Below are 15,146 nucleotides of genomic sequence, written 5' to 3' on the forward strand. Positions count from 1 at the left end.
ATACGCAGGTAAAAGCATTAAACACCTGTCTGTATGCAGCAGCAACCCGTAGACAAAACACTTATCAGGATTTATATAAATGACCGGTGTACCCAGGAACAACTGGCCATGATCCAGCAGTACCTGCGCCATCCCGCCTATGAGGAAAGCCTTCAGGAATGGCTGTTGCAGGACTGGCAGCAAGTCTCCGGTGAAACATACGCACCTGAAACTGATGCAGACAAAAAGTACGAGGAATACCTTGCTTTGGTAAAACCGTCAACGCCTGTAAAACAGTTACCACGTGTCCGTTGGTGGAAAATTGCTGCAGCGGCGGCATTCGCAGGCATTATTCTACTCACCGGCCGGCACTGGCAGCAAAACCAGCAACAACGGGCTTTACGGGAACAGCAATGGGTACAGTTGCATAATGAAGCCGGCAAAAGGATCAGCATCATACTGCCCGACAGTTCGCAGGTATACCTGGACGCCGCCAGCAGCCTGCGATACAACAAGAACTATAGCGTCACCAACCGGAAAATCATTCTTGAAGGAGAAGCATACTTCATTGTAAAACATGGTGGCAGGCATCCTTTCAGCGTTCAAACGAATAACCTTACCACCGTTGATATTGGTACCGCTTTCAACGTCCGTTATCGTAACACGGAGCCTTCCATCAAAGTGGCGGTTGCCGAAGGGGCCGTCAATGTTATAGATCAGGAGCAGCCCGCAGCAGGCAACATAGCCTCGTTGACCCAAAGGCAGCTGTTAGTCTTCGATACCGGCACTCATCAGGCCACCGTACACACGCTGTCCGATACAGAGCGCATTGGCGCATGGCGGCATGGCATACTGGCATTCCGTAAACAATCCCTGAAAGAAGTGGCAGCCGAGCTGGAACGGTACTATGGCATCAGCATTCGTTTTGCCAGACCGGAACTTGCCGACGGCATCATCACCACCACCCTTCATCAGGCCACGGCAGGGGAAGCACTGGACATTGTAGCCATGACAGCCGGTGTAACCATAAAAAAGTCCGGTCAAACCGTATTGATACAATAAAAAATCCGCTCCTGCTGACAGAAGCGGAAATAAACATGCGCTATGAAAGCCGCCGGGGACGGGAATCCAAAGGCGGCCATTTCCATAACACAAACAACAATTAAAAGTATGAAAAAAATCCGAACGGGGCATTTGAGCATGCTGCCCCGAAAAACGTTCAGTACTCTTTTACTGGGATGCCTGCTGGTATTGAACGTTGCGTTATCAGCACAAGATGCCGGCAAAAAAATATCCGTGCGATTCAGGAACACCCCGTTACGGGAAGCCTGCACCCAGCTTGAACAACAAACAGGCTTCAGTTTCTCCTATTCCGAAAACTCCCTGTCAGCCTATGGCAAAAATGTTACACTCTCCTTATCAGATGCAGCGTTGACAAGTGTGCTGACAAGCATCTTCGACAAAAGCCCGATCACTTATACCATCAAAGGGAAACTGATCTTCCTCGTTCCGGACCCTGCTTACAAAGCCGCCTCCGACCCTGCTAAAAAAGTGCCCGGGCGCGTGACCGGCAAAGTGATTGACGAAGGAAACGGCGACCCGCTGCCCGACGTCACCATCCGTATTGGGGACAAAGGCACCACCAGCGCAAAAGACGGGTCATTCAGCGTTGTCCTGCCCCAGGGAACCTATCAGGCTGAAGTATCCTCTATCGGCTATGTTTCCAAGCTGATTACCGACATAGATGTAAAAGACGCCACCGCCTCCGACGTAAACATTACCCTCAAAAGAGAGAAAAAAACACTGGCTGGCGTAGTGGTCACCTCTTCCGTAAAAAAAGAAACTATCAATGCGCTCTATGCCCGTCAGAAGAACGAAGCCGGCATCATCAACGGCATCAGCAGGGAACAGATTGCGGCATTGCCTGACAAAAACGTGGGCGAAACCCTGAAACGGATTTCCGGTATCAGCACCAACGACAACCGGCGTGTAGTAGTACGCGGTATTGCCGAGCGGTACAATCTTGCCATGATGGACGGCGCCATACTGCCCAGCACCGACGTGCAGGTACGCGATTTCGAATTTGACATCATCCCCAGCAACCTGATTGATAATGTGATCGTATCCAAAACCTCCACACCAGACATGAGCTTTGGTTTTGGTGGCGGCCTTATACAGGTGAACACGTTCGCCATCCCGCAGCAGAACTTTACTACCATCGGCATCGGCGGAAAATACATAGCAGGCAGCACCGGGAAAGAATTCCTGGGCTATGGCCGTGGCAATAAAGACTATCTGGGCTTTGACGACGGCAGCAGAGAGCATTTCCCGGACGACCTGCTGACCTTCAACAACCAAAATTATAACCCCAAAAATCCCAATGCCCCGCCAACACCGGGCGTTGCACAGATAACACCGGCGATGATCGCCGAACAAAACAAAAGAATAGGTGGACTGGAAAGAATGGGCACCAGGACCTACAGGGCGGTGCCCGGCCAGAACTACCAGTTCAGCCTTGGCCGCAGCTATCAGCTGAAGCAACATCGTTTAGGTTTTGTAGGCTCCATTAGCTATCGCAATGAACAGTCGATTGATGATATCTCCCACTTTGAACGGGGCGACTGGGAGAAAATTGGCGCGCCCGCCTATGATGCCGTCACCGGTGATCAATTACAGCCCACCACTTCCAAACACTATAATTTTAACACCACCTGGGGCGCCTTGCTCAACATGGGCTGGAGCACCAAAAACCATAAAATCACAGTACGTAACTTCTATTCCCGGGTGTTCAACAACCAGTTTTCCCGCCTTGTAGGCTGGGGTAACGAGATTGGCTATGAAGATGCTCCTGCTGTCAGGGAATACGACCGTCCCAAATTTATCGACCTGCTGCAAAACCGCATCGGTGGCGAGCATACGCTGGGGGCTTTTCAGTTTGACTGGAACGTGGCCCGCAACAAGCTGACCAACCTGGAAAAAGACGCAGTGGAAGCCTGGCTGGTGCCTACCCGTACGCTCAACAACACCACGCATAATGTTATGCCCAGCGGTGTTACCAACCCGGGCAACGGCACCTTCAACAGAGCGCAGTATTTATATGAAGAAACCAACAAAATAGCGGAAGCCGCCCTGAGCTATCATTTCAAAACACTGGGACAAAAACAAACCGTCAAAGCCGGTTACCAGTTTATGGAGCGTCAGGGATTATATGACTGGATGGTTTTACCTATAGGCTCTGTAGAACCGCAGGGCAGCGCCTATCCTTTTGTGCCGGTACAGGAATGGACCAGGTACCTGGCATTCAATGATCCGTTGAAAGACCTGATGTATTATCCCGCTTCGTTCTCCCGTAACAGTTATGAAGGAAAAAATACCAATCAGGCAGTTTATGGCATGATGGACAACCGTATTACCAGCTGGTTGCGCCTCGTATGGGGAATCAGGGCAGAGTATTATCAATACGAAAGGCTGAAAAACGGCTCCAACGACCTCACTATCGCCACGATGATAGAACAGGGAGAAAAGCTTAAATATGTTGATCCGGAAAGCGGCAAGATCGTCTCTCCTTTCGCAGATCCTACCTCAGAAGAAAAAAAGTGGCGTTACCTTCCTTCCGCCAGTCTCACCGCCACACCGATAAAAGACTTCAACATCAGGGCAGCCTACGCGCAATCAGTAGTAAGGCCTGCACTGATCGAGAACTCGCGTATGATACGTTATGACCCAGGAATAGGCGCTTACCGTCGCAATGAAGGCGTGTTGTCTACCCTGATAGACCACTACGATCTGCGTCTGGAATGGTATCCTCAGCCTGGTGAAGTCATCTCCGCAGGCTTCTTTTATAAGTATTTCGATAAACCAGTGGAGATATACCGCATGCAGCCGGATGCCACCATGAGGGTATACGTGACCACCCAAAACTCTGAATGGGCCAAGGTGAAAGGCTGGGAATTTGATATCCGTAAACGGCTTGGGTTTATGAACCCCGGCTGGAAATGGCTGAACAATATCTTCGTGAGCGGCAACCTTACGCTTCAAAGTTCTGAAGTGCAGTCCAGCATCTTCCAGGGGAAAGGTCTTTCGGAAGATAAATATGGTGTCCGGTATGAATACCGCACCAAAACGCTGCAGAAAGAAAAACGCCCATTGTACGGCCAGGTACCGGTATTGTACAATATCGGCGTTCAATATGCCGGTAATCGTTTAGGCGCCAACGTGGCCTTCAACCACATGGGCTATAAAACCTTTACCGCCGGCATGACACCTAATATCGTGGAATACGAACGGCCACGCGACCAGGTAGACGCGCAACTGAGCTACGCCTTCCTGAAAGACAAAAAGCTGAACGTAAAACTGAATATCAGCAACATCACCAACAGCGCTTACCGTTTTTACATCAACAGCACCGACACCTATAAATACCAGGACAAATGGAACGGCCTTTCCCTGTCGCAAATACCGGCCACAGAATGGAGCGACATCTACGAATGGAAAGAAGGTTTCTCGCAGAAATATGAAGAAGGACATTATGAAACATCGGCAGATGGAAAAACCAAAACCAGGATCGGAGATAAAGACACCTTCATTCGCAAAGTAGGAACATCTTTCAGTCTGTCACTCTCCTATACATTCTAACGATCATTCCAAAAGAAGAAAAATGAAACACACAAAAATATTTACACTGCTGGCAGGCGTCTTTTTGCTGACAACAGCAGCCTGTAACAAAAAAGCGGACTTCATCTTTAAAGGCGGCATGCTGCCGGTCACCATCAAAGGATACAACGGCGGCAGCGAAGACCTGGAAGTAAAAGTGGACACCTTTAAATTCAAATACAATTTGAACAGTGGTAACTTTAACCAAAGCGAGGCCTATACCTTCCCGGACAACCAGCATACCGTAAAACTGACCATCTCCGGAAAAGAAACAGGGAAAATCATACTGGAAAAAGAATTAAAAAAAGACGAAGGTCCTGCCGTTATCAGCTTTTTTTACATGAACGGACAGGTCATGAACATGCCACAGAAACAGCCCAAAGAAGACGGCAAAATCAAAATATCCTACCTGTTCACGCCTACCCTGACCCATTACAGTGAACCGGTAGATATCGTACTGGGGAAATATTATTTCACCCCAAAAGTGTTCGAAGAAATCACCCGCATTAAAAATGTAAAGCCAAACGAATTCAGTGAAACCGTGACGTTATCCACTTTTTCCACCACTGGCCAGCAATACAACGGACAGAATACCGCTGTGCTGTTCAAAGCCTATATTTATAAAGCCGGTACCAACGAGTATTACACTCAGGGGACAGTGTACAGCTGGCATCCCACATCATCCAGCGCTCCTACGCCTGCCGCCTCCAGCTCGTCTTCCACCATCTATATTTTCAGTGAAAGCGAGACCGGCAACAGCATAAGATTTAACAAAAATCTGGAATTATAAAAACAACGATTCATGAAGTCTTTACCCAAATATATTATCAACACCGTTGTCCTCTTATGCAGCATTTTTTTCTTCGCCTGCAACAAAGAAGACCTACAGGCAAAAAAGATCATGCATGTAGTCATTAACGGTTATAACGGCAGCGATCATGCATGGCAGGTATCTATTGACACCACTCAATACGACGTGTCTTCCATACACGGAAAATTTATCGTCAAACCGACCTCAATGATTTCCTTTAATGCCGTATATACGTCCCCGTTAAATCACCAGGGCATACAAACGCTGACTATTACCGACACGGCCACCAAAGCGGTTATTTTCAGTCAACCGCTGCCCTCCAGCGGCACCAAAGCCAATTTTAATGTCGTTTATTTAGATGGTAAAGCGCTGGCGATAAATCCTCCCTCCGCCGACGCCGCCACTAACAAACTGGGATTTTACGTCCGCTATACCAATAATGACGCGCCTTTCGACATTTTCCTCTATCGGAAAGACGCCAGCACAGGCAAAGAGTATAAAGTATACATCGCCCAAAATATAAAACCCAATACCTGGGTATATGCAGACTATCTTCCGTCTCCTGATTTTGATACCAAAAACAAACTGGATGCCGCCACCATTTATTTTACCAAAGCCGGTACGACAGACCAGTGGGCTTTTGGGGACGATGAAGAGAGCAGTAAAGTCACCGCCTTTGGCATGAACCTGCCACTTACCGGAGAAAAAGGCCTGGTCCAGCCGTATTTCCTGATCCATAACCCGATCCAGCTGGAAGCGACCCGTTTGTATTTTTATCCTGACAGGACCTGGTAGACAGATGTAGCAGTGATAGCGCAGGAAGAGTTAAAATAAAAAAGCGGCTGCTTTAAGGCAGCCGCTTTTTGTATAGCTTTATTTCTGGAAAAACAATTTTTTAGGAGCTTCTGCAGTGAGTTCACAACGAAGGGTGGCTCCATTGCCGACCAGCTTCGTGATTTCCCCGGCGCCTTCCACAACGGCACAAACGCTAAAGTGTTCATCCTCTATCCTGGAAACGATGATCTTTCCCACAGTTTTCTTACGGGTAATTTTTTTACCGTCCACATTTACTTCTACGGATTCGTAGACTTTAAATTCGTCGCCTTCGCGGAGATCTACTGCTTTACCTGCTGACAACAGCACTTTCACTGCGTCGCCATAAGCATTTTTCTCTTCTACGGAAGCGATGGTGGCCATCAGTCTGAAGTTGTCCTTAACGAATTTGTCGAGGCGCGGGCGGGTGCCGGCCAGCGCATCGTGGAAACCGTTCTTTCCCTTGCCTGTATTGGAGAAGTTGCCAGCAGCCACCAGTTCACCGGAATTCACGTCCAGCACTTTCACATTAAAGATGACTTCCGTCTGTTGGGTCACGGAATTACCGAATACCGGCAGTTTGGCTTGTTTCTGGTCTTCCATTACGCTCACTACATTGCCGACCAGCAGATATTGGGCTTTCAGCTCTTTCATAGCCTCCAGCTGTGCACTTTCCGTTGGCTGGGATTTTATTTCGTTCATTTCACCACGCTCCACAAAATCAAAGCGTTTGGCACGCAGGAAGGCGTCTTCCACGGTATTCCGAATAGCAGCCTGTTGGCCGGTACTGTCAGTTCCTTTGAAAAAAATACCGATGAGCGGTTTAGTTTGACCGAAAGCGCAGGAAGCCAGCAGCAAAGCTGCAGCCGTAAATAAATTCTTCTTCATACTCCTATGGGCCCGGCGGCTTTATGAGCATCCGGATTGTTTGTTGGCTATAAGTTTTTCAGATCCAAATTTAGGTGAAAAACGTATAACCTATCCGGTTATTATGCCATAAAGGGGGGTTATCGGGCATACAAGAAAATTTTAACACGCCTTTAAGAAGCTATTACTGTTTTGCAGTAACAGCCGGCATTTTATATTCCGCCACCGCCTTGACCAGCTTCATTTTGTCTGTTTTCAGTTTTTGCAGGAACGGCTCAATACCATTACCATAGGCGCGCTGGCTGGCGCATAGCAGCACAATTCCAGGTTGGGCAGGGTTGGCATTGCGCTCATACCGGTATACATTTCTTTCCACGATCAGTAATTGCTTGCCATCAGCGGAACTTTGGCTGATCAGGAAATCCAGAATGTACTGCTGGTCTTTTTCGTACACGTTATAGTTTACCAGGGGATTGGTAGCTTTCAGTTTCTTCAGCTCCTCCACTTTTTGACCGGCCAGGTCGGCGGGCCGGAACTCCCCCTTCAGGAAGTCGATGGTAACCAGGGAATTAAACCTCTCCAGGGTTTCTCCGGGGACCAGGTATTCCTGCTTGTAGTAGTTCTTATTGGGATGTGCAGACCAGGCCAGCCGATAAGCTGCATTGTTCAGTTGCAGCGGCCCTGGTATATTCAGATAGTCGTCGACTTTAGCCTGGGCCATGGCGCAGGTAGCTCCCAGTGCCAGGAGCATGCCTAAAAATATTGATTTGTTACGCATCTTGTTTCAAATAATAGTTATAACCTAATAATTGGATATCATCCGGGTTTTCCCAGTACAGCTCATCCAGTTCGTTGAGCCGTTGCTGTTGTTCTTCATTCAGGTATTCGTCCATGTATTTGGGGATGTCCCACAGCTCCGTAATTCTCTCATCATTTTTCAGCACAGTGATTGCCTGTTCATATTCTGTGATGATCGCCAGGCTTTGAACTGCGCCCAGCCTGGTCAGTATCTGCTGTGTCTTTTCAAAATTTTCGTAGCCCCAGTTGCAGAAGTACTGCAGGAAGCCGCCGTTATACATATCCGCTTCCAGCCGCCATATCCGTACTACTTCCTGTTCTTTTTCCGGGAGCTGTTCCAGTTTGCCGCCATGCTGATCGAAGAGCCGGCCGGTCACTTCAAAAGAATAGTCTTCAAAAGCTTGTCTTTGTTCATCCATTTCCATTTGTTGTTATTGTTCTGTTGATGATAAACAATGTTTTTTGTTCTTTGGATTTGTCTGATTTGGGATAGATAATGACAGCCAGCGCATTTTCCCGGGTTTTATTCAGGCCGGAAAGGATTAGTTTTCCGTCTGTCGGGATGCTGATCACTTCACCGCTGAGCAGGTTTTTATATCCCTGTACCCCTTTACTGTAAAACAATTCCACCAGCTGATGATCACGGAGCACCATCCAGCCGTTGCCAAATTCTGTATTAAAACGAATGGCGGAGGTATGGGGGCCAATGCAGGCCGCGGGCCAGGTATTAAAAACCGGGTCGCCCAGGTTAAACAGTTCCTGGGAGACCGCTGCTCCGGCGGTATCTACCAGCAGGAGGGCCAGCAGGCCGTTTTCATCAGCAGCCAGCAGGCAGGAAGTGCCTTCAAAAGAGCAGGTGACGATCTCCCGGGCGTAATGTCTTCCCAGGTCCAGCTCGCGGCGTTTTATCTCCTCTCCTTTTTCGTTGATTTGCCGGTGTACCCACATTTCATCCACCTTCTTCAGCAGATGGATTTCATTGTCCGCGATATACACTTTGTTATGTGCAGGCGGTGCTATTTTGATATTATTTTTCTTTTTGATCACCCCGTCTTTAAAGACGATGGTGAGCATTTTGTCCGGTTTCGCAGACGGCCACTGGTCATTGTCATAAAAAACGGCGGCATCCTTTACCACGTTGATGAATTTACCGGTAAAAGGGCGGTTTCCTTTCGGCATTTCTGTTTGTTCCCGGTTAAAAACAGGTATGCTTATTTCCAGTTCTTTGTCCGGGTGATAGGGAACAACAGACACAAAAGCTTCTCCCGCCGGGCTGGTAAACAGTGTCGGCAGTATGCCGTCTTCCTCCTCATAACTGTTGATAACGGCGCCGTCAGCATCCATCAGGGTATATACTGTCTTATAGGAACGGCTGTTATAAACATAGTTGGCCATGAGCGTCTGTTCGCCACAGGTGATGTTATCGTGGTGTGTTACGCCTGTGGCGGCCGTCAGTCGCGTGACTACTGCTCCCGCGGTACAGGTGGTTTCAATCTGAAATGGTTCTACGGTGATGTTATTGTTCATTCAGGGTAAGGTTATATTCCATCAGACATACCAATGGGGGTTACCAAATATATTTTAAATACTGACAATCAATCCTTGTATTTATAAAAAGGAAAGGTACAAATTTTTTTTTCGTCCGATGTCCTATCCGGGGAAGTTCAGTTGATATAAGGGTATAACATTCAAAAACAATCTATCACCCGATAAAAATTATAATTATGGACACTTTTCTCGCCCCTGTAGAGCAACCTAAAAGCCTGATGATGAAACTGGCTTATTATTTTACCCGTAAGCAGTTCGGTAAAGTACTGGCTCCGCTGAAAGTACACGCTGTAAGATTGCCGGTAGCTTTCGGCATGTTCTATGGCAAAGTGAACAAACTGGACAAAAAACTGACCTTAAGCAACGAAACCATTCTGCTGGTACGGCAACAGGTAGCGCGGTTGAACATCTGCCTCTTCTGCATGGACATCGCGCGATGGGAGGTTATCCGCTCTTCCATGGACAGCGCCAAATTCGACGCCCTTCCCGACTACGCCTCCAGCAACCTGTTCACCCCAGCAGAAAAAGCGCTGCTGGATTACACAACAGCGCTGACACAGCATAAAAAAGTAAACCCGGACACATTCTCCCGCATGGCCATGTTTTACAACGAAACACAGATCTGTGAAGTGGTATGGCTGATTGCCAGCGAACACCTGTATAACATGACCAACATCGGGCTGAACATACATTCTGATATGCTGTGTGATATGCGCCGGAGGTCCCAGGGCTGAAGCTCCGGGCTACGTTTTGAGCTCATGAAAGGATATTGTTTCTTACAAAGCAATATAATTTTATGGAGATGCTATCAGCGATTGAATATCTTAAGATTGCATAAAGAGTTCCCCGCAGAGGAATTTCTTTTGCAGCATCTCCAGCTCTGCCACGCGGCCGCGGACCAGGTCTTCGTATTCCCTCGAAGCCGTTTTGAAAAACAGTGGATTGGTGACAATACCGATGAGCTGATCGAGACCGGAAGTAAAAAACAGCATCACTGGTATGGGCATCAGGCCACTGTCTTTGTAGTCATGGATGACGGCGGTGAGCAACCGCAGGAACTCCTGATAGGCGTGATCGTCCCATTCGGCTTCCATCCTTACTTTAAAGGAAAAGTCCTCGTCGGAATCAATATATTCCAGGTATTTTTTCAGTGATTCTTTCATAATTGTATGCATGGTGGAGGTTCATCGAAACTTTCCCTGCTACTTCCGTGCCGGCTTTTCCGGGCCGCCTTCCACGAAGGAAGATATGGTTATGGGGCCTGGACGTTCTGTTGGTAAGGATTCATAGCAGTGGGGATAGTAATTATTTACTAAATTAGCGATTTTTAGATCTATATAATAATCGTATCCCTATGCCTGTTATAGATGCAGAAAAATACAAGGACGTGCCCGGATACCAGCAAATCTATACCGGAAAAGCCATCAGGCAATTACTTAACTATGGCAGTCAGCTACATATAAGACCTACCGCGGATAAATCTCTGTATACTTTTATGGTCAGACCGGATGGGAGTCCATTTTTGATATACAAACCTTCCGCCTATCTCGCCTTAATACCTATTGCGACGTTCGTCGTTTTAGTGAGCGTATCTTGGTTAGAACCGAAGCCCATATATGCAGGGCTGAGCTTTGCAACTTTATTCCTGGCCTCATGGGGTATTGCGCGGTTTGCCGGAATGTCTTCCAGGAAAAGACCTATTGTTATCGTGGACCAACAGGGCATTACAATGGACAAGGCATTCTATTCCTGGAACAATATCATCAACACTTTTATTGTAGAACGGAGCCGGAGTTACCAGAGAAGACAAGCTGATTTCTACCTGATCATAGCCCTCACCAACCGGCAAACAGCGTTCTGCCGTATTAACCGGCCTGCTGCAACCAGGGATGAAGTAAGTGAGCTGGCGACGACGATTACCTACTTTAGGAATAATTACTGATCGTAAGAACACCTAAAACACAACGGCCGTTCCCCTTTCGGGAACAGCCGTCGTGGCATTCATCCTTTATCGTTTTTCGTTAATTTATACTGATCGTAGCCACCACGGCACAATGGTCGGACGCATATACGTTTTTATCCGCTATATATCCTGTCAATGGTTGGTAGGTGCTTACTGAGAAACCTCCATTCGGTGTCGTCATAATATAATCGATCGTGCGGTCCGGCTTATTGGAAGGGAATGTCAGCGGGCATTGCTGCGTACAGCCCAGGTTCATAAAACTGCGGATAATGTTCATCGTTTGGGAAGTGGGCACCGCGTTAAGATCACCGGCCATGATCAGTGGCAGGTCAAGGGCGGCTACTATTTTCTTCAGTTCCGCTGCCTGTACCAGCCGGTTTTCTTCCTGTGACAGGTGGTCCAGGTGTGTGGAGGCGAAATAAAAGTCTTTTCCTTCTTTATTGACTTTGATCATAGCGACAGACCGGAATTCTCCACTCACATTGGGATCTACGGGGAGCGCATATCGTTTACTTTCTTTGATGGGCAGTCGCGACAGCACGGCATCACCATATTGTCCGCCGCTGACATCAATGGCCTTGGTAAAGAACCATTCCATGCCGGTAAGGGCAGCCAGTTCTTTTGCCTGATGGACAGTAATACCGGTACGGTTGGTGAACACATCTACTTCCTGTAAAGCCACCAGGTCCGGCTGCTGCTCGTTGATGACCTTGGCCAGCAAAGACAGATCGGCCGGTGCGCCGGTACTGGCACGCGCGCCGTAGATGTTATAAGTCATCACCTTCAATCGGATTTTCTCTTTCACAGGCGCCGGCGGACCTTCTTTTTTACCGTCTGATTTACTACACGCACAGAGTAACAGCAGCAGGCTTATTACAAGATATCTGGACATATATACTAGTTAAAAAGCATTCAGTTCAGCGATGTTTGTCAGATAGGTATCCCCCTGGCTGGTATTGATCGTGAGCCGGAAGAAGCGTGCCTGCCGGGCATAAGCCAGGAAAATAGTATTGAGCTTGTTATTATCCAGCGTGAATGTTTCCGTATAGTCCCATACGTTACCGTCCAGGCTGGTTTCCACTACGATGTTTTTCGGGTTGCCCGTAGCTTTTACTTCACCGGTAGTTTTATCTGTGCGGCCGGTAAGTGCGAGGCCATGCAGCTTTTGCGCTGTCTGCATATCGATGGTGATAGTATGCGGCGGACCGGGTTTGGCGGCCTTCCACTGGGTAGTCCAGAAGGTATCACCATCGCCATCCAGCGCGTGAATAGCGTGCCCGTTCGTAGCGCCTTCACCGGTAGGCTCTTCGGAAGAGAAGCCTGTTATTTTCCAGGCCGCGCGATCAAACAGTGAAAACGGGTTGCTGGTATATTTGGCATTGATAAGGAAATAGGTGGTACGTAACCGATCATTGACTTTAGCATCGGTAGTAATGCTGACCGGCAGCAGGTAGTTGCCTACGCCGTCCAGTTTATCGAAGCGCACGCGCAGCTTCAGCGGGGGCGTATTGTATTTACCGGCGGGGATGACCGAGCCGGATTGCTCCAGCTCGTAGCTGCCCTCAGGCAGTACGGGATAATTAGTGTAGTTGTTGGCGTTGAATTTATCCACCAGCGAAGCATCTACTTTAAATTGCACCCGGATGTCCGATGCGGGGGAATGCGGGCCACCATAGCAGGCGCCATAGATAATGGAATCGCTGGCGGCGGTACGGTTAAAGCTATACGTAGCCGGACTGTTCACCGCCTGCGGCATGTACACTACCGCGATGCTGTCCGGGATATTACGAAGCAGGTCGCTGTCACGGCTGCAGCTGGCGAGCATCAGCAAAGCCATTCCGCAGGCCGTTCCTATTTTCATTTTCATAATGTCAGTCATTTAAAGATCAATAAAATTGTTTACCAGCCCGGGTTCTGTACCAGGTTACGGTCGCGGTCCATTTCTGACTGCGGAATAGGGAACAGATAATAGCTTTTGAGGAAGACCCTTCTTTCAAAAACAGTACGTTGATAAAACACGAGGTCTGTCAGTTTCGTACCGGCGTCTACGTTCATACCGTAAAAGTTGCCTCCGTCTGTCTGTTCTGCAATTTTCCAGCGGCGGGTATCAAAATAACGCAGGCTTTCCAGCGCCAGCTCTACCCTTCTCTCATGACGGATCTTAGCCCGCATTTCGCTCTGGCCAAGGCCCGGCGTTACTTCCGGAAGACCGGCACGGTTACGGATTTCATTGAGGTATTTGGCGATGTCCGGATCACCGGGAGCATATTCATTCAACGCCTCTACGTAGTTGAGCAAAATCTCCGCATAACGTACCAGTATAAACGGCCGGGCGATATACTGGGAAATTCTCGGATTGCTGTTGGGGTGGATATTTTTACGGGCGATATAACCGGTGCGGGGGAAATCCCAGGAACCTTTTTTACCGGTGTTCCCTGTAAAGAACGTTTCTATCACCTTATTACCTTCGCTGGTGTTGATCCACAGGCTGCCATTGTAACTAACGTTCACGTAGAAACGCGGTTCACGGTTGACATACATATTGTAAGTACCGGCGGTGGTGTATTTGGTGGCCGCGGTAGAAAAGCCTGTCTCCATGTAACCGGAGCCGGTTTCGCGGATACCTTTGCCGTTCTGCATTTCAAACTCGTCAACCAGCTGCTGGGTCACCGCCACGGCAGCATAGCCGTTGGCCAGCCGTGGGCTGGTAGATCTTTCCCAGTCCTTCAGGTTGTTGGTGGTACGGGCGAAGATCACTTCACTATTCCACGGATCGAGGAACACATCGCGGCAGGAAAGGTAGGGATCGTATTTTCCGGTAGCGTCGTTCTTGCGGTACAGGGAGAAATTGAAACCAGTGATCACATCTCTTGCCGCGTCGGCAGCACGTTTCCATTTTTCCTTGTCGAAGGTGGAACTGATCAGTTGTTTACCATCTATGTTAGAGAAACCAGCGTAGTCGGTATTTCCGTTGAACTGCGGACTGGCAGCAAGCAGGAGCACACGGCTTTTAATGGCCTTGCAGGTGGCGGCGGTAGCGCGGCCATAATCGGCATCGGCTTGTTCGGTGAAATGTTTGGGCAACTTCGTGGCGGCGAGGTCCAGTTCCGATACGATGTAGTTCACACATTCATCGTAGCTGCTACGGGGTTTCTGCATTTCCGCGTCGGAAGGTTCCAGGTCACCGGCAATAGGTGTATCGCCAAGCAGGATCACCGGGCCATACTGGCGCAACAGGCCATAATAAAAGAAGGCGCGCAGGAAGCGGGCTTCAGCCTTGTATTTATCAATCAGGTCCTGGCCGTTGGGCAGCTCTTTTATCTCTTTGTTTTCATCGATATGTTGCATAAAATACGAGGCGGAGCGGATACCACGGTAGTATTTGGCCCAGGTGTCCATATAACCGGAAGCGGCGCTCCAGTTGCCCAGGTTGATGGGATAAGTATCATAACCAGAACCCGGCCGGTCATAGGTGATGTCTGCATCATCGGAGCAGCCTTCCCATGGGGAGGTATTGCGGTATGCTTCGTTGGGTATGGTAGAATAGATATTGGCCAGGTATTCTTCCGAATAGCGCCTGCGGGCAAACACCTGCTCGATGGTGATGCGGTCGTCGGGGACCTGGTTAAGAAAGTCCTTGTTACAGGCTGTCGTCAGGAACGATGTACTTACCAATGCGAGGTAAGCGAGTCTTTTTATTTTCATCCGAAGAAG

14 protein-coding genes are annotated in these 15,146 nt (G+C 48.6%); 6 read left to right on the forward strand and 8 right to left on the reverse strand.

Annotated features, from left to right (window positions below):
• Positions 1–33: 33 nt before the first annotated feature.
• The 4 genes from HGH92_RS05740 (at position 34) to HGH92_RS05755 (ending at position 6,238) form a co-directional block, all read left to right on the forward strand.
• Entirely contained in the window at positions 34–1,041 is a 1,008-nt protein-coding gene (locus HGH92_RS05740) for a FecR family protein (RefSeq protein WP_168869785.1), read from the forward strand.
• A gap of 108 nt (positions 1,042–1,149) precedes the next feature.
• Entirely contained in the window at positions 1,150–4,614 is a 3,465-nt protein-coding gene (locus tag HGH92_RS05745) for a carboxypeptidase regulatory-like domain-containing protein (protein WP_211092538.1), read from the forward strand.
• A 22-nt stretch (positions 4,615–4,636) separates the two neighbouring features.
• Positions 4,637–5,422: a hypothetical protein gene (locus HGH92_RS05750; protein WP_168869786.1), complete on the forward strand. Its 786-nt coding sequence runs from the start codon at positions 4,637–4,639 to the stop codon at positions 5,420–5,422.
• A gap of 12 nt (positions 5,423–5,434) precedes the next feature.
• On the forward strand, positions 5,435–6,238 hold the full coding sequence (locus tag HGH92_RS05755; protein ID WP_168869787.1) for a hypothetical protein: 804 nt from the start codon (positions 5,435–5,437) through the stop codon (positions 6,236–6,238).
• A 78-nt stretch (positions 6,239–6,316) separates the two neighbouring features.
• Here HGH92_RS05755 and HGH92_RS05760 read toward each other — a convergent pair whose 3' ends face one another.
• From HGH92_RS05760 to HGH92_RS05775, 4 genes are all read right to left on the reverse strand, one after another.
• Positions 6,317–7,144, reverse strand: a complete 828-nt coding sequence (locus HGH92_RS05760) for a hypothetical protein (RefSeq protein WP_168869788.1) — start codon at positions 7,142–7,144, stop codon at positions 6,317–6,319.
• Between the two features lie 163 nt (positions 7,145–7,307).
• Complete coding sequence (locus tag HGH92_RS05765; RefSeq protein ID WP_168869789.1) at positions 7,308–7,901, reverse strand: hypothetical protein; 594 nt, start codon at positions 7,899–7,901, stop codon at positions 7,308–7,310.
• Positions 7,894–8,340, reverse strand: a complete 447-nt coding sequence (locus tag HGH92_RS05770; protein WP_168869790.1) for a DUF4375 domain-containing protein — start codon at positions 8,338–8,340, stop codon at positions 7,894–7,896. The genes HGH92_RS05765 and HGH92_RS05770 overlap by 8 nt, the downstream gene beginning before the upstream one ends.
• Positions 8,333–9,448: a hypothetical protein gene (locus tag HGH92_RS05775; protein WP_168869791.1), complete on the reverse strand. Its 1,116-nt coding sequence runs from the start codon at positions 9,446–9,448 to the stop codon at positions 8,333–8,335. The genes HGH92_RS05770 and HGH92_RS05775 overlap by 8 nt, the downstream gene beginning before the upstream one ends.
• A gap of 197 nt (positions 9,449–9,645) precedes the next feature.
• Here HGH92_RS05775 and HGH92_RS05780 point away from each other — a divergent pair, with 197 nt between their 5' ends.
• Positions 9,646–10,203, forward strand: coding sequence for a carboxymuconolactone decarboxylase family protein (locus HGH92_RS05780; RefSeq protein ID WP_168869792.1), 558 nt, complete (start codon positions 9,646–9,648; stop codon positions 10,201–10,203).
• 90 nt (positions 10,204–10,293) lie between these two features.
• Here HGH92_RS05780 and HGH92_RS05785 read toward each other — a convergent pair whose 3' ends face one another.
• On the reverse strand, positions 10,294–10,644 hold the full coding sequence (locus HGH92_RS05785) for a hypothetical protein (RefSeq protein ID WP_168869793.1): 351 nt from the start codon (positions 10,642–10,644) through the stop codon (positions 10,294–10,296).
• 179 nt (positions 10,645–10,823) lie between these two features.
• On the opposite strand from HGH92_RS05785, the gene HGH92_RS05790 reads away from it, so the two are divergent.
• Complete coding sequence (locus tag HGH92_RS05790) at positions 10,824–11,411, forward strand: hypothetical protein (protein ID WP_168869794.1); 588 nt, start codon at positions 10,824–10,826, stop codon at positions 11,409–11,411.
• A gap of 79 nt (positions 11,412–11,490) precedes the next feature.
• On the opposite strand, the gene HGH92_RS05795 is transcribed toward HGH92_RS05790, so the two are convergent.
• Genes HGH92_RS05795 through HGH92_RS05805 form a run of 3 tightly spaced genes read right to left on the reverse strand, consistent with a single transcriptional unit; the run spans position 11,491 to position 15,137 of the window.
• Positions 11,491–12,324 (reverse strand): endonuclease/exonuclease/phosphatase family protein, encoded by an 834-nt coding sequence (locus HGH92_RS05795; RefSeq protein WP_168869795.1) that lies wholly within the window; start codon positions 12,322–12,324, stop codon positions 11,491–11,493.
• A 9-nt stretch (positions 12,325–12,333) separates the two neighbouring features.
• Positions 12,334–13,299 (reverse strand): BT_3987 domain-containing protein, encoded by a 966-nt coding sequence (locus HGH92_RS05800; protein WP_168869796.1) that lies wholly within the window; start codon positions 13,297–13,299, stop codon positions 12,334–12,336.
• 32 nt (positions 13,300–13,331) lie between these two features.
• Entirely contained in the window at positions 13,332–15,137 is a 1,806-nt protein-coding gene (locus HGH92_RS05805; protein ID WP_168869797.1) for a RagB/SusD family nutrient uptake outer membrane protein, read from the reverse strand.
• Between the last annotated feature and the right edge of the window lie 9 nt (positions 15,138–15,146).

Source organism: Chitinophaga varians, assembly GCF_012641275.1.
In the GTDB taxonomy this organism is placed as follows: domain Bacteria; phylum Bacteroidota; class Bacteroidia; order Chitinophagales; family Chitinophagaceae; genus Chitinophaga; species Chitinophaga varians_A.

Bases quoted from the DNA above. Each gene is read 5' to 3' on its own strand.
- HGH92_RS05745 (WP_211092538.1), top strand. From the start codon at position 1,150: ATGAAAAAAATCCGAACGGGGCATTTGAGCATGCTGCCCCGAAAAACG.
- HGH92_RS05805 (WP_168869797.1), bottom strand. From the start codon at position 15,137: ATGAAAATAAAAAGACTCGCTTACCTCGCATTGGTAAGTACATCGTTC.
- HGH92_RS05760 (WP_168869788.1), bottom strand. From the start codon at position 7,144: ATGAAGAAGAATTTATTTACGGCTGCAGCTTTGCTGCTGGCTTCCTGC.
- HGH92_RS05765 (WP_168869789.1), bottom strand. From the start codon at position 7,901: ATGCGTAACAAATCAATATTTTTAGGCATGCTCCTGGCACTGGGAGCT.
- HGH92_RS05790 (WP_168869794.1), top strand. From the start codon at position 10,824: ATGCCTGTTATAGATGCAGAAAAATACAAGGACGTGCCCGGATACCAG.
- HGH92_RS05795 (WP_168869795.1), bottom strand. From the start codon at position 12,324: ATGTCCAGATATCTTGTAATAAGCCTGCTGCTGTTACTCTGTGCGTGT.
- HGH92_RS05750 (WP_168869786.1), top strand. From the start codon at position 4,637: ATGAAACACACAAAAATATTTACACTGCTGGCAGGCGTCTTTTTGCTG.
- HGH92_RS05780 (WP_168869792.1), top strand. From the start codon at position 9,646: ATGGACACTTTTCTCGCCCCTGTAGAGCAACCTAAAAGCCTGATGATG.
- HGH92_RS05770 (WP_168869790.1), bottom strand. From the start codon at position 8,340: ATGGATGAACAAAGACAAGCTTTTGAAGACTATTCTTTTGAAGTGACC.
- HGH92_RS05785 (WP_168869793.1), bottom strand. From the start codon at position 10,644: ATGCATACAATTATGAAAGAATCACTGAAAAAATACCTGGAATATATT.
- HGH92_RS05740 (WP_168869785.1), top strand. From the start codon at position 34: ATGCAGCAGCAACCCGTAGACAAAACACTTATCAGGATTTATATAAAT.
- HGH92_RS05800 (WP_168869796.1), bottom strand. From the start codon at position 13,299: ATGAAAATGAAAATAGGAACGGCCTGCGGAATGGCTTTGCTGATGCTC.
- HGH92_RS05755 (WP_168869787.1), top strand. From the start codon at position 5,435: ATGAAGTCTTTACCCAAATATATTATCAACACCGTTGTCCTCTTATGC.
- HGH92_RS05775 (WP_168869791.1), bottom strand. From the start codon at position 9,448: ATGAACAATAACATCACCGTAGAACCATTTCAGATTGAAACCACCTGT.